Genomic DNA, 13,828 nt, shown 5'->3' on the forward strand with positions numbered 1-13,828 from the left:
AGTGGTCGTCGCGTTCAGCGTCCAGCGGAGCCAAGCCAACGCCCCATGAAACCAAACCCGTGCCGGACTTGCTATCATCGTGCGATGGTCGAATACCGGCCACACAGCTGCATTCCAGCGCACAGCGGGCGCTAACCCGCCCCGTCGCCACGACCGGCAACGTGAACACGCTCCCACCATCGAGCACCCACAGGCAGACATAAAATGGCAGCAGACATGGACGTCAGGCAACGCTTTTTCCCGCACACCCAGGACGAGCTGAAGGAAATCGCGTCCGACATCCTGCGGCATGCGAAGGAGCTCGGCGCCACCGACTCCGCCACCGAGATCTCCGAAGGCGACGGCCTCTCAGTCAGCGTGCGCCGCGGCGAAGTCGAAACCATCGAGCACAATCGCGACAAAATGGTCGGCGTGACGGTGTTTATCGGCAATAAGCGCGGTAATGCCAGCACCTCGGACTTCACGCGCGCAGCGCTCAGGGACACGGTCGCAGCCGCCTACAACATCGCGCGTTTCACCGCCGAAGACAGCGCCGCAGGACTCGCCGAAGAAGAACTGCTGGAAAAAGCGCCGCAGGATCTCGATCTATATCACCCGTGGGATATCGACGCCGAAGAAGCCGCCGATCTCGCCCGCCGGGCTGAAGATGCGGCTTTTGCAGTCGATAAACGCATCCAGAACTCCGAAGGCGCAAGTGTCTCGGCGCAGCACTCGCAATTCGTGCTGGCTACATCGCGCGGGTTCATGGGCGGTTATCCGTTCTCGCGTCATTACGTGGCGTGTGCGCCTATCGCGGGTTCCGGGCGCGACATGCAGCGCGACGACTGGTACACATCGAAACGCAATGCCGCCGATCTCGCCGAACCGGAAGCTATCGGCCGGTATGCCGCGCATCGGGCGCTTGCCCGCATGGGCGCACGCGGGCTGGACACGCGCAAATGCCGCGTGATGTTCGAAGCGCCGCTGGCAGCCGGCATCCTGGGTGCGTTCGTGCAGGCGGTCAGTGGTGGCGCGCTGTATCGAAAGACCACATTCCTCGTCGATAGCCTCGGCAAGCCGGTGTTCGCGCCACATATCCAGGTGCTGGAAGATCCGCACGTGAAGGGCGGCATGGGCAGTGCGCCGTTCGACGAAGAAGGCGTGCGCACGCAACGCCGCAACGTGGTGGAAGACGGCGTGGTGCAGGGCTATTTCCTGTCGACGTATTCGGCGCGCAAGCTCGGCATGAAGACGACCGGCAATGCCGGCGGCTCGCATAACCTGTCGCTGCGCAGCTCGCTGACCAAACCCGGCGATGACTTCGAGGAAATGCTCAAGAAACTGGGCACAGGCTTGCTGCTGACGGAACTGATGGGGCAGGGCGTGAACTACGTCACCGGCGACTATTCACGCGGCGCATCGGGTTTCTGGGTAGAGAACGGCAAGATCCAGTATCCGGTTGAAGAGATCACCGTTGCCAGCACGTTGCAGGAGATGTTCCGGCATATCGAGGCCATTGGCGCGGATACGGTCGTGCGCGGCAACAAGGAAATTGGCTCCGTGCTGATCGAGAAGATGACGATCGCGGGGCAGTAAGAGCATCTCCGGACGAGAAAAAGCCCGGAACGGTTAGCGCCGTTCCGGGCTTTTTCAATGGAAATTCACAAGTCCCAGCCTAAGCCGTGCGCCGCTCGTAAGCCACGAACGAATAGTCGAAGTCGTTCGGCGCCGCCGAGTGATGCGTTTCCCGCGAGACCTCTTTCCAGACGGCGGCATCGGGTGCATCAATGGAAATGTCGCCGGGGAAATCGGCATCGATCTCAGTCACGATCAGCTTGTGCGCGAGCGGCCAACCTTCGCGGAACAACTCGGCGCCACCGATCAGGAAGACTTCGCTGGCGTTGTCGCGAGCGGCCAGTTCCAGGGCATCGGCAAGTCCGGTCACTGTGTCGCAGCCGTCGAAGCGGCGCCCGGCGTCACGCGAGACCACGATATTTCGCCGTCCCGGCAACACCCGTCCGATAGACTCGTGCGTCTTGCGCCCCATCACTATCGGCGCGCCCATCGTCGTGCGCTTGAAGAACGCGAGATCTTCGGGCAGGCGCCAGGGCAATTGGTTGTTGCGCCCGATCACGCCATTACGCGCGCGGGCGACGATCAGGGTCAGCGTCGTCATGGTGTGGATATCCGTGTCCGGAATTCGGCTTTGAGATAAATCAAGCCGCAGATTCTACCCGACCGTCCGACGATCTCGCGGCCTTCTTACTCGGCGTCCGCGCCGTTCACCATCACCGCGCCACGCAGCCCGTGCGCGATCATCAGCCTGTACAACGTCACCCGCGAAATTCCCAACTCGGCCGCAGCCTCGCCGAGTTTGTGCCGATGCCGCAGCAACGTCAGCTCGATCGCGCGCTTCTCGGCGGCGTCGCGCGCAGCGGCCAGCGTGGTCGATTCAATGCCGGTGCAGTGGCCGAGCCCGAGGTCGTCGGCGGTGATCAGCTTGTTCTCCGCCATCACGATCGCGCGCCGCACGCGGTTGATCATCTCGCGCACATTGCCGGTCCAGGCGTAGCTGTACATGGCTTCTATCGCCGATGGTGCAAAGCCGATGATCTTGCGCCTGCCGTCGCTCCTGAACTTGTGCAACACGTGCAGCGCGAGAATTTCGATGTCCTTGCCGCGCGCCCGCAGCGGCGGTTCATCCACGCGCAGCACGCACAGCCGATGGAACAGATCGGTACGAAACCGGCCGCTGGCCATGGCGGCTTCCAGGTCGATATGGGTCGCGGAAATGATCCGCACGTCAACGGCGACGGGTTCCCGTCCGCCCAGCCGGTCGATCTTGCGTTCTTGCAGGAACCGCAGCAAATGCACCTGGCTCTCGAGCGGCAGGTCGCCGATTTCATCGAGGAAAAGCGTGCCGCCATCGGCTTCTTCCACCCGGCCGAGCTTGCGCTGGTTCGCACCCGTAAACGCGCCGCGCTCGTAGCCGAACAGTTCCGACTGGATCAGCTGATTGCCGATCGCGCCGCAATTGATCGCGACGAACGGTCCCTTGCGGCGCGGCGAGCGTTCATGGATCGCCACGGCCGTCAATTCCTTGCCGGTACCGGATTCACCGGTGATGAAGACGTTGGCGTCGGTGTTCGCGACTTTGCGGATGGTGCGAAAGAGCTGCTGCATGGCCTCGCAGGTGCCGACCATCTGCTCATCGCCGAACACGGTCGGGGTTTCAGTCAAGTCGATATCGCCAAGGCTCACCATGCCGTACGCGTGATCGACGAGGTAACCGATGTTCGCGTTTGAGAACGGGCCCTTCACGAAGTCGAAGCAGAAGTGCCGGATCAAGTGGCAGACGACCGGGTCGGCGAGATGGGTGTCGTCGGTGAGGGCGATCCAGCCGGCTCGCTGATGACGCAGCGCGGGCTCGAGCGAGGCCAGTTCGCGCGCGGAGAAGCTGGTCATATCGACAATACCGGCTACCGGAGTGTCGATCTTCAGCGCGCCGGCCTGGGTGGCGAGTGTCCCGGCCGAGACCTTCCAGCCAAGGCCCTTCAAATACGTGATCAGGGCCTGATCCGGCGCCTGGGAGACGTAGAGCAGGTTGCGGACGGCGGCCGACACATGCGGTTCGGGCTGTACCGGAACGATCGGATCAGTTGTGACGATTGGGCCGAGCGGGACGAACGGCAGGGCCGACGCGCCCAAGAGATCCGCTGTCATTGGGTCGCCGGTGGAGAGGGTGCCGATTGGCGGCATTGATGCCAGTGCGTTTGTATCCGACGCGAGTAAGGAGACGGGGATGGATTCGAGCACGGGCGATCTCCTTTTACAACGCGAGCGAGCGGTGTCCTGGCGGACACACCGGCTCAATGCGTTGCCGATCCATATAGCCGTCGAGCGGGACGCTGCATAAAGCCAGCAGACAAGCCCGCGTATGCCTTCGTCGCGCGATTACGCGACATGCTCATGCGCCGCGCGATCAGGCGGCTTCCTCTATTTTCGTTACTCGTTGAGCAATACGACACAGTGTCCTACGGTCCTATGTGTCGTTCAATCCTGATATTTGCTCTGTTGCGAAGGCGCATCGCGTGTTTTTTTGCGGTCGTCCTGCAGACGACTCGTTTTGCATCATATTGCAATTTCCCGGCTACTGGGTCCTTTGAGCGCCCGCGCTCGCCACGTCGCCCGGTGCGGAGCGAGTGGCTGCATCGACGGGAACGGGAGCAGGCACCGGCGGCGCTATCTCATCCCAAAGCGTGACGCTGGGTGCATGGGCGGCGGCCGGCGATTCGTCCCTCGTCGCCGTGACTTTTTCGACCGCGATGTCGGCCTGGACTGCAAGTGGCGCGGACGAAATGCGTTGCACCGATGCTGGTCGCTCATGTTCCATTACGGGATTAACAATAATGCGTTCGTTCGATGCAGCTTCGCCACCACCAGCGGCAGGGGTTTTTCTTTCCGTAAAAATGGCTGGCGGATTTTGCCTGGTCGTGAATGTTTCATATTCGGACACTACTGTCTGGGATACAGGCGGGATCACTCTATCTTCACTCGCGTGATTTAGCGCGCAAACGTTGGCGGCTGAGCCGCTCAGTACAAACCACCCAGCACTAATGACGGCAATCTTAAGTCGTGTCGCAGGATTTTCTCGTTTGATGACGCAGCCGGTGCGCTCCATGGCGGTCTCCCCAGATTCATTGTCTGTTAGCGAAACCTATGCCATGGCACGTATCCCGTTGCTGCTATTGAGCGCACGGCAAGCTAACTGAAAAACTGAATCAGAAAAGACTCGAAAACGTTTCATGATTGAAACGATGGAAGGTTAACGGCCATTTTTATCAAAAATTGCGTAAATACTATTGTCTTATTTAAACTATTTGCAAAATGCTTATTAAAACCGGGTCTCGTTGTTGAAACGCACGGTAGCCCTGCTTCAGGAGGGCTACGCAGACATTGTTGCGGATATTTGTTTTCGAAGTATTCGCTTTATAGTAATCTCTCAAAAACAGCATCTGAAACAAAACAAGGTTCGCATAGAACCACGCGACAGTACTCGTCGCTTCCGGGGTTTCACCGTTTGCAGTTTTCCGAATGACCGTTCGCTTGGGGCATGCGAGTCTTCGACGTCTGCAGCGTGGTTGAGGGCAATAACCGGCGCGACCTTTTCAACGACCGTTGACGAAAGGATCAGAACAATGGAAGTCGCTCGGCGGCAACTAATCTACGTGACTCGTGACCCGAGCGCGCCGTTGTGTGCTCGGTTTGAAGAGCGGGGCTGGCACATCGAAGTGGTATCGAACGCGAAGGACGCCCGCAGGTGGCTTCGCAGCGACTTGGCAACCGGTGGTTTGCTGGATCTGTCCAGCAGTTTTGAAGCACATGAACTCGCGGCGCTCGAAGCGTCGCTGACGTTGACCAATGTCGGCTGGGTCGCGGCAACCGTGACGGGCCAACTCGAAGATGCGGCCGTGCGCCGGCTGATTCGCGACTACTGCTTCGACTACGTCACCTTACCTACATCGAATGATCGCGTGGTCGACGCTGTCGGCCATGCATACGGAATGGTTGCGCTGCACGAGAATGCGTCCAACGATGCGCACGACGGCCGCGCCGAAGGCGAGATGGTCGGGTCGTGCGACGCCATGCTCGCGTTGTTCCGCTCTATCCGCAAGGTCGCCATGACCGACGCGCCCGTGTTCATCTCGGGCGAATCGGGCACGGGCAAGGAACTCACTGCAGTCGCCATTCACGAACGCTCCGTGCGGCGGGAGCAGCCGTTCGTCGCCATCAATTGCGGCGCAATTCCCGCTCACCTGTTGCAATCGGAATTGTTCGGCTATGAGCGCGGTGCGTTTACCGGCGCAAATCAACGCAAGATCGGCCGCGTGGAAGCGGCCAACGGCGGCACGCTGTTCCTCGATGAAATCGGCGACTTGCCGCTCGAAAGCCAGGCCAGCCTGTTGCGTTTCCTGCAGGAGCGTAAGGTCGAACGGCTTGGCGGACATGGCTCAACGCCGGTGGACGTGCGCATCATTTCGGCCACTCATGTGGATATGCAGACGGCCATGATCGAAGGGCGGTTCCGCGCCGACTTGTATCACCGTCTGTGCGTGCTGCAAATCGATGAACCGCCGCTGCGGGCGCGTGGCAAGGACATCGAATTGCTCGCGAAGCACATGCTCGATCGCTTCAAGAAGGACGCGAGCCGGCGTTTGCGCGGGTTCGCGCCCGATGCCATTGCGGCAATTCATAACTACGGCTGGCCGGGTAATGTGCGTGAGCTGATCAATCGCGTGCGCCGCGCCATCGTGATGTCGGAAGGGCGTCAGATCAGTGCACGTGATCTTGAACTCGGCGAGTACGTTGAAGTGGCGCCGGTGTCGCTAGCGCAGGCTCGGGAAGCTGCCGAACGGCAAGCGATTGAACTCGCTTTGCTGCGCCATCGAGGCCGTCTGGGCGACGCCGCGCAGGAACTCGGCATTTCGCGAGTCACGCTGTACCGACTCCTGAGCGCGCACGGCATGCGGCACATTGAAGTCGATGCACCGACAGAGCACGTCACGCGCGGCTGAACGCCGCTTGTGACGACTGCTCGCCGGTCGCCTCACTGATTCACTTTCAATCCGGCCCGGGGTTCTCTGGAACGCCGCGGATTGCTCGCATTTGCCCCCGCAAGACGCCTTCCCACCTCTCCCTCTGACGCTTGGTAAAATCGTGGTTTGGTTTTACCAGCTTCTGCGTTTCCCAGATTTCCCGTGTTTTCCGCGGCTTCCGGAATCCCGCGCGCGAGAGCGCCGCAGGCGCGCGGAAATCTTCTGCCAGAATAGCGTCACGACCTCCTTTTACGAACGATCCTGCTCATGATCCAGTACCAAGAACTGCTCAAAGACATTCTCGAACGCGGCGCTCGCAAGATGGACCGAACCGGCACGGGGACGATCAGCACGTTTGGCCGTCAATTGCGCTTCGATCTGGCGGAAGGTTTCCCGATCGTCACGACCAAGCGCATTCACATGAAGAGCGTGGTCTACGAGCTGCTGTGGTTCCTGAACGGCGATACGAACATCAAGTATCTGAACGATAACGGCGTGACCATCTGGGACGAATGGGCCGATGAAAACGGCAATCTCGGCCCGGTGTACGGGCATCAATGGCGTTTCTGGCCAAAGAGCGATGGCACGATGGTCGATCAGGTGAGCGCACTCGTGCATCAGATCAAGACGCGGCCGAACTCACGCCGGTTGATGCTGACCGCATTGAACGTTGCGGATTTCCCGGACGAATCCATGTCTCCGGTCGATAACGCCCGTGCTGGAAGAATGGCGCTGGCTCCTTGTCATTGCCTCGCGCAGTTCTATGTGAATGAAGGCAAGCTGAGTTGCCTCCTGTACTGCCGCAGTCAGGATGTATTCCTGGGCACGCCGTTCAATATTGCGAGCTATGCATTGCTCACGCACATGCTCGCGCAGCAATGCGATCTGGATGTGGGGGAATTGGTCTGGACCGGTGGCGATTGCCATATCTACCTGAATCATCTGGAGCAGGTCGATCTTCAGTTAAGCCGTGAACCGTATCCGTTGCCGAAGCTCGAACTGGCGAGAAAACCCGCGTCCATCTTCGATTACCAATACGAAGACTTCGTGATCGAAGGGTATCAATATCATCCGGGCATCAAGGCGCCAATCGCAATTTAAGCGGTTTCTGCCTTGCCCTAAACTAAAGCGTCCCAGCTCCAAATGTTTGAAGCCGGGACGCGCGCCCTTTTTAAGATCTTTTAAGACCTGCTAAAACCTTTTAAAACATCAAGGCGTGACGATGTTGAACATTGGGTCGAAGCGGTCGAGCATGCTGGACAATTCAACCACCTTTTGACTGTTGCCGCTGACCTTGGCTGCGTCTGACGGCGCTTGCTGGCCACCCATCAACAACCTGGCGAAGTCGGCCTTGCTCATGTTGAGCGTGGCGTCGGGGTTCGCCAGCGTGACGCCCTCGGTGTAGATCAGCACCGAATTGTGCAACTCGATACCGTACTTCGTGCCGTCACCGAGATCCCAGTTGATGACCGTGTGCTTGCCGTCCGCCTTCGGACCGTTGAGCCGGATGCCCATGAAATCGAGCAGCAGATCAGGGCTCATTGCAGCAATTGCGTCAGGTGTCGCCGTGTTGACACCCTTCACCTTCGGCACACCGTTACGCAGTTCGAACGCGCCCATCAGGTACTCGTTGCGCCAGGTGGGGTTCTCGGTCTGATAGCCTAGCTGCTCGAGCGCGTCCGCTTCCAGATCGCGCGCAGCCATGTTCGAAGGATCCGCAAACACGACCTTGTTCATCACGGTCGCGACCCAGCGGTAATCGCCCTTGTCGAATGATTGCTTTGCCTTCGTCATCACGGCGTCGGCGCCGCCCATGAACTCCACGAAGCGCTTCGATTCCTCTTCCGGCGGATACGGATGCAGGTTCGCCGGGTTCGAGTCATACCAGCCGAGATAGCGCTGGTAGACCGCCTTCGCGTTGTGATTGACCGAGCCGTAATAGCCGCGGTTGTACCACTTCTTGCCGATGCTGTCGGGCAACTGAATCTCTTCCTTGATTCAGATAATCGCGGTTCAATCAACTTGGTATTCCTAATGATCCTGATCTGGAGTATTTGAGAGCGATTCGACGGACAGGGTGCACTCGCGCCTGAATACGAAAGCGAGTTGAAAACTCTACAGGGGAACCAATTTTCTAAGTGTCATATTTCGTCGGCATGGGCGGAAGAGGTTCGATAGAGAACGTGTCCCGGTTCCATGCCGTTGGGCGTCATTCATTCAGTCAGTACGGCGGAGAAATGCCGCTCACCGGCGGGCGTCACTCGCAGGACCCGTCGCTTGGCGGTTGTTTCGACCCAGCCATGTTCTGTGCAGGCATCGAGGAACGCCGCGCCCAGCGCGCCGCCGAGATGCGGCCGGCGTTCGCTCCAGTCGATGCACGTACACGCAAACCGTCTGCGCCGCGCTTTCTGAGCGGTGAGATCGATGCCGAGCCGCGAGAATTCATCGACTCCTTGCGGCGTTGCGTCGAGCGCCGTGGGGCCGGGCCGCTTCGATCCAGCCGGCACGACCTCCAGCCACTTCGATGTCAGCATCCGGTCGAACAGCCGCACCGCCAACTCGCCCGCGAGATGGTCGTAACACGTGCGCGCGTAGCGCATGTCGAGCGGCACGGCGGACGCCGGCCGCGGCGGCGGCCGATGCGCTTGCGCCGCTTCCCTCAGCGGCGCGCTGGCCTGCGCGAGATTAGCCAACGCTTCAATTGCCATCGCGATATCGGGCGTTGCAATGCGGTAATACCGGTGCCGTCCGCTCACTTCGAGCGCCAGCAGCCCACTTTCGACGAGCCGGGTGAAATGCCCGCTAGCGGCCGATGGCGAGATGCCGGCGATCATCGTGAGTTCGCCGGCGGGCCGGGCGGTTCCGTCCATCAGCGACCACAGCATGGCGGCGCGGCCGGGGTCCGCTAGCAGCGCGCCTATGCGTGACAAGCCGGGAAACGGGCGTGCATCTTCGTGATCGAGGGTCATCGCAGCCTCCTTGAATTAACTCTACTTTAACGACTTCGCGCACTCGATGTTTCAGTGTAACGTGAAGTATCGATTCAAAGGCCGGACTCGATGTGAGCGCCGCTTGGCCCCCGCGCTAGAATGATGTTTCGCGTCAAATGAAGGCTGTGCAGGAGACTCTCGTGATAAAAATTTTGATAGCAACGCTGCTGGCGGCGGCGTGTGCGGTGTCTGCGGGTTGTGCAGGCGCCTCGGGCGGTTCGCCGTCAGCGGGCGGGTCGGGCAGCATCACCATGTACGGGGTGGTCGACGAAGGTATATCCGTGCGCAAGTGAGTGCTAGAGCCGTTAAAGCGCGCCGATGCGGGGCGGCGAGTGCTTTTTTGAGACTCGTTTTGAGCCTCGTATAATTCGGCAACTCCACTTACCAGGCAGGGCCGTCCAGCTTGCCTTACATCGCCATGAAAACTGCAGCGCCCGTCCCTCAATCCACCGATGCCCCGATCACCGACCGGTCCGAAACCACGTTTCGTTTTCTTGCCGAACCGACCTCCGTCAACTTTGGCGGCAAGGTTCACGGCGGTGCGCTGATGAAGTGGATGGACGAGACGGCCTACGCGTGCGCCGCAGTCTGGTCCGGACGATATTGCGTGACGGTCAGCGTGGGCAATATCCGTTTTCGCCGGCCGATCCTGGTCGGCAACCTGGTCGAATTGCGCGCGCGCGTGGTGGCAACGGGGCGCACGAGCATGCACCTGCATATCTCCGTGCACGCAGGCGATCCGAAGAGCGGCGTGCTGCAACAGACCACGGATTGCCTGATGGTGTTTGTCGCCGTCGATGAACAGGGCAAGCCGGTGCCAGTTCCTTCGTTCGTGCCGGTGACGGACGAGCAGAAGCGGCTCGCGAAATATGCGATGGATGTGAAGGACGCGCTGGATGCCATCGTGGAATTGAAGCCGGAAGAAGTGGCGGCCGGGAAAGTGTAGTTAGCTGAAGCCGCGAGCGCGGTCGGATCGAGGGAGCTGCCCCGCCTTGCGAACGAGCACAACAAGCACAACAAGCACAAGACGCGCTTCGTTCCTGATAACAGTTTCATAAATCAAACGAACAAATCAGACGTTTCTCATTCATGAACCAATGCGTTGTCGGCATAGTGCGCGCATCGCGCAGAGGCCGACCGGTCGCCTGGGCCAATACGCACAAACTTGAATGGGGAACGCGATATGGACTGGACCGAGGGATATAACAATTCGGTTGCCTACACAATGGGCTACCACCACGAGCAGAGTCCGACCTACCTGAACGCCTGCCTTGCGATGCAGCGCGTGTCGCCGCCATCGATTGAAAAATTCAACTACTGCGAGCTGGGCTTCGGCCAGAGCCTGACCTCGCTGATTCTTGCCGCAACGCATCCGCAGGGCGACTTCTACGCCTGCGACTTTAATCCGCTGCATGTGCTGGCCGCGGCATCGGTGCGCGACGAAGCGAAGCTACCGAACCTCACCTTGCTGGAAAACAGCTTCGGTGAATTGGCGCAAGGCGCGGTCGAGCTTCCCATCTTCGACTACATCACGATGCACGGCATCATCTCGTGGATATCGGATGAAACGCGCGCGCAGATCGTGCAGTTCCTGAAGCGTTATCTGAAACCGGGCGGCGTGGTCCAGGTGAGCTACAACGCCATGCCCGGTCTTGCGCAGGTGTTGCCGTTGCAACGGCTGCTCATGCGAGGCGCAGCCAAAGGCGGGGATGCCTGGTCCGGCGCGTTGGAACTTGCGACGAAACTGGCGGATCTCGACGCGCTGCATTTCAAGCGCAACCCGGATTCGCTCGCGCGGGTTCAAGGTTTTCCCGGCCTGGACCCGAGCTACCTCGTCCATGAATATCTGCACGAAAAATGGACGCCTTTCTTCTTCGCCGATATCGCACGCGAACTGGCCGACGCGAAGTTGAGTTTCGCCGGAAGCGCGCGCTTCCCGCACATGGCGCCGGTGGGCTGGCTGACCAACGCACAACGTCAGCTTCTGGATGCCGTGACCGATCCGATCGAAGCCGAAGAACTCCGGGACTACTTCTCGAATCGCGCTTTCCGCTCGGATATCTTCGTGCGCGGTAAAGCGGCGCTCAGCGACATCCGTCTACGTGAGCAGGCGGAACATATCCATCTTTGGAGAAATCCATCGGTCAGTTTCAAGCCGGTCGCCGAACTGGAGCACGCGACCGTGACACGTGGTGGCCCATACCACCAGCCGCTTTTTGATCGCCTGCACCGCTCGGAGATGACGTTGGCCGAACTGTTCGATGCGCCGGAAGTCGCCGGCGTGGATATGGACGGCGTTTTGAAGCTCGTGCGGTTATCGATTGCGGTGGGAGAAACGTCGTTCCGTTATGGCGCTGTTCAGACACGCGCGTCGGCTGACCGGCTGAATGCCGTGTTGCTGTCGCGGGCGGAACAGGGTGCGAAGTGGAACGCGCTGGCGTCACCGCGACCGGGGGGCGGCGCAGGCGTGGGAACCCTCGACCTGTTAATGATGGCGTCCCTGCATGAGAAGGCCGACCGGAAAAAGGCGCTGAGCAAGGATATGGATGAGCTGACGGCGCGCGTCACACGTTCGCTGGCGGCAGTAGGTATGCAACTGAGGGTGGGCGACGTCGAGGTCGCGCCCGGCGACATTACGCGCCGCATGGGTCATATATTCGAAGACTCGGGCAAGACGCTGATAGCGCATGCGACCGAGTTGGGTTTCTGGGCCGCACAGAAAGCCGCCACTCGGTAACCGGTCGCAGCGGTTGATGCTGCAAGAACACCATCAACCGCTGCGCCCGAATACGTCTGAGTTACTTCTTCCCCACCATGTCTTCCGGCTTCACCCACTCGTCGAATTCCGCTTCGGTCACGTAACCAAGCGACAGCGCGGACGCTTTCAGCGTCGTGCCTTCCTTGTGCGCCTTCTTCGCGATCTTCGCGGCCTTGTCGTAACCGATATGCGGATTCAGCGCCGTCACGAGCATCAGCGATTCGTTCAGCAAACTGTCGATACGTGACTCGTTTGCCTCGATGCCGACCGCGCAGTTATCGTTGAAACTTTGCGCACCGTCGGCCAGCAGACGTACCGATTGAAGCACGTTGTGCGCGATCATCGGGCGGAACACGTTGAGCTCGAAATTGCCGCTCGCGCCACCAATATTCACCGCCACGTCGTTCCCGAACACCTGGCAGCACAACATGGTGACGGCTTCGGACTGGGTCGGATTGACCTTGCCCGGCATGATCGAGCTACCCGGCTCGTTTTCCGGAATCGATAGTTCTCCCAACCCGCAACGCGGTCCGCTCGAGAGCCAGCGGATGTCGTTGGCGATCTTCATCAAGCCTGCCGCGATGGTTTTCAGCGCGCCATGCGCGAACACGAGCGCGTCGGCGGCGGCCATGACTTCGAACTTGTTCGGCGCGGTTTCGAACGGCAAACCGGTGAGCTTGCTGATCACGCCGGCGACCTTCACCGCAAACTCGGGATGCGCATTCAAACCCGTGCCGACCGCCGTGCCGCCCAATGCCAATTGATACAGATGCGGCAATGTCGATTCAACGTGCCGGATGCCCTGGTCCAGTTGCGCAACATAACCTGAAAATTCTTGCCCGAGCGTCAGCGGCGTAGCGTCCTGCAAATGCGTACGGCCAATTTTTACGATGGAGTCGAACGCCTTCGATTTTTTATCGAGCGTCTCGCGCAAGGTCTTGAGCGACGGCACCAGATGCTTGACGAGCGCGACCGCGGCGGCAATGTGCATCGCGGTCGGGAACACGTCGTTCGACGATTGCCCGCGATTCACGTCGTCGTTCGGATGCACCTTGCGTTCTTCGCCGCGCACGCCGCCCATCAACTCGCTCGCCCGGTTCGCAATCACCTCGTTGAGGTTCATGTTGGTCTGCGTGCCCGAGCCCGTTTGCCATACCGCGAGCGGGAATTCATCGGTATGTTTGCCGGCCAGGATCTCGTCGGCAGCGGCGATGATTGCGCGGGCTTTATCGTCAGCGAGCACTTTCAGTTCAGCATTCACTTCCGCCGATGCCCGCTTCACGATCGCGAGCGCATCGATCAATTCCGGCGATTGTTTCTCGCTGGAAATCTTGAAATTCTGCAAGGAACGCTGCGTTTGCGCGCCCCAGAGTTTTGCGTTCGGCACGGCAATTTCGCCGAAAGTATCCTTCTCGAGTCTTACGTCGTCCGTCATGGCTTCATGCTCCTTCGGCTTGGCTATCAGGTTCGGGTTTGGATCGGGTTTGAATAGCAGAAATATCGAT

Annotated in this window: 12 protein-coding genes; 6 read left to right on the forward strand and 6 right to left on the reverse strand. The window is 59.8% G+C overall.

Annotated features, from left to right (window positions below; genetic code table 11):
- Positions 1-204: 204 nt before the first annotated feature.
- Positions 205-1,575 (forward strand): metalloprotease PmbA, encoded by a 1,371-nt coding sequence (pmbA, locus tag ACSQ83_RS14055; RefSeq protein WP_299717343.1) that lies wholly within the window; start codon positions 205-207, stop codon positions 1,573-1,575.
- Between the two features lie 79 nt (positions 1,576-1,654).
- Here pmbA and ACSQ83_RS14060 read toward each other — a convergent pair whose 3' ends face one another.
- The 3 genes from ACSQ83_RS14060 to ACSQ83_RS14070 form a co-directional block, all read right to left on the reverse strand.
- The gene (locus ACSQ83_RS14060) at positions 1,655-2,155 is read right to left on the reverse strand and encodes a dihydrofolate reductase (protein ID WP_436228560.1); all 501 of its coding nucleotides are present in this window, start codon (positions 2,153-2,155) and stop codon (positions 1,655-1,657) included.
- An 86-nt stretch (positions 2,156-2,241) separates the two neighbouring features.
- Complete coding sequence (locus ACSQ83_RS14065) at positions 2,242-3,738, reverse strand: sigma 54-interacting transcriptional regulator (RefSeq protein ID WP_436228615.1); 1,497 nt, start codon at positions 3,736-3,738, stop codon at positions 2,242-2,244.
- Positions 3,739-4,129: 391 nt separating this feature from the next.
- Positions 4,130-4,660 (reverse strand): hypothetical protein, encoded by a 531-nt coding sequence (locus ACSQ83_RS14070; RefSeq protein WP_436228561.1) that lies wholly within the window; start codon positions 4,658-4,660, stop codon positions 4,130-4,132.
- A gap of 517 nt (positions 4,661-5,177) precedes the next feature.
- On the opposite strand from ACSQ83_RS14070, the gene ACSQ83_RS14075 reads away from it, so the two are divergent.
- On the forward strand, positions 5,178-6,554 hold the full coding sequence (locus ACSQ83_RS14075; protein WP_414948941.1) for a sigma-54 dependent transcriptional regulator: 1,377 nt from the start codon (positions 5,178-5,180) through the stop codon (positions 6,552-6,554).
- 288 nt (positions 6,555-6,842) lie between these two features.
- Positions 6,843-7,676, forward strand: a complete 834-nt coding sequence (locus ACSQ83_RS14080; RefSeq protein ID WP_414967363.1) for a thymidylate synthase — start codon at positions 6,843-6,845, stop codon at positions 7,674-7,676.
- A gap of 108 nt (positions 7,677-7,784) precedes the next feature.
- Here the strand turns inward: ACSQ83_RS14080 and ACSQ83_RS14085 are convergent, their stop codons facing one another.
- On the reverse strand, positions 7,785-8,573 hold the full coding sequence (locus tag ACSQ83_RS14085; protein ID WP_436228616.1) for an alkyl sulfatase dimerization domain-containing protein: 789 nt from the start codon (positions 8,571-8,573) through the stop codon (positions 7,785-7,787).
- 215 nt (positions 8,574-8,788) lie between these two features.
- A complete protein-coding gene (locus tag ACSQ83_RS14090; protein ID WP_414948943.1) occupies positions 8,789-9,544 on the reverse strand; it encodes an ArsR/SmtB family transcription factor in 756 nt (251 codons plus the stop codon).
- 161 nt (positions 9,545-9,705) lie between these two features.
- On the opposite strand from ACSQ83_RS14090, the gene ACSQ83_RS14095 reads away from it, so the two are divergent.
- From ACSQ83_RS14095 to ACSQ83_RS14105, 3 genes are all read left to right on the forward strand, one after another.
- Positions 9,706-9,858 (forward strand): hypothetical protein, encoded by a 153-nt coding sequence (locus ACSQ83_RS14095; RefSeq protein ID WP_436228562.1) that lies wholly within the window; start codon positions 9,706-9,708, stop codon positions 9,856-9,858.
- Between the two features lie 125 nt (positions 9,859-9,983).
- Positions 9,984-10,511, forward strand: a complete 528-nt coding sequence (locus ACSQ83_RS14100; protein WP_436228563.1) for an acyl-CoA thioesterase — start codon at positions 9,984-9,986, stop codon at positions 10,509-10,511.
- 237 nt (positions 10,512-10,748) lie between these two features.
- A complete protein-coding gene (locus tag ACSQ83_RS14105) occupies positions 10,749-12,302 on the forward strand; it encodes a class I SAM-dependent methyltransferase (RefSeq protein ID WP_436228564.1) in 1,554 nt (517 codons plus the stop codon).
- A 61-nt stretch (positions 12,303-12,363) separates the two neighbouring features.
- Here ACSQ83_RS14105 and fumC read toward each other — a convergent pair whose 3' ends face one another.
- A complete protein-coding gene (gene fumC, locus ACSQ83_RS14110; protein ID WP_436228565.1) occupies positions 12,364-13,758 on the reverse strand; it encodes a class II fumarate hydratase in 1,395 nt (464 codons plus the stop codon).
- Positions 13,759-13,828: the final 70 nt, after the last annotated feature.

Source organism: Caballeronia sp. LjRoot29 (assembly GCF_964252755.1).
Lineage (GTDB): Bacteria > Pseudomonadota > Gammaproteobacteria > Burkholderiales > Burkholderiaceae > Caballeronia.

Bases quoted from the DNA above. Each gene is read 5' to 3' on its own strand.
- ACSQ83_RS14080 (WP_414967363.1), top strand. From the start codon at position 6,843: ATGATCCAGTACCAAGAACTGCTCAAAGACATTCTCGAACGCGGCGCT.
- ACSQ83_RS14060 (WP_436228560.1), bottom strand. From the start codon at position 2,155: ATGACGACGCTGACCCTGATCGTCGCCCGCGCGCGTAATGGCGTGATC.
- ACSQ83_RS14065 (WP_436228615.1), bottom strand. From the start codon at position 3,738: ATGCCGCCAATCGGCACCCTCTCCACCGGCGACCCAATGACAGCGGAT.
- ACSQ83_RS14100 (WP_436228563.1), top strand. From the start codon at position 9,984: ATGAAAACTGCAGCGCCCGTCCCTCAATCCACCGATGCCCCGATCACC.
- ACSQ83_RS14090 (WP_414948943.1), bottom strand. From the start codon at position 9,544: ATGACCCTCGATCACGAAGATGCACGCCCGTTTCCCGGCTTGTCACGC.
- fumC (WP_436228565.1), bottom strand. From the start codon at position 13,758: ATGACGGACGACGTAAGACTCGAGAAGGATACTTTCGGCGAAATTGCC.
- ACSQ83_RS14070 (WP_436228561.1), bottom strand. From the start codon at position 4,660: ATGGAGCGCACCGGCTGCGTCATCAAACGAGAAAATCCTGCGACACGA.
- pmbA (WP_299717343.1), top strand. From the start codon at position 205: ATGGCAGCAGACATGGACGTCAGGCAACGCTTTTTCCCGCACACCCAG.
- ACSQ83_RS14075 (WP_414948941.1), top strand. From the start codon at position 5,178: ATGGAAGTCGCTCGGCGGCAACTAATCTACGTGACTCGTGACCCGAGC.
- ACSQ83_RS14105 (WP_436228564.1), top strand. From the start codon at position 10,749: ATGGACTGGACCGAGGGATATAACAATTCGGTTGCCTACACAATGGGC.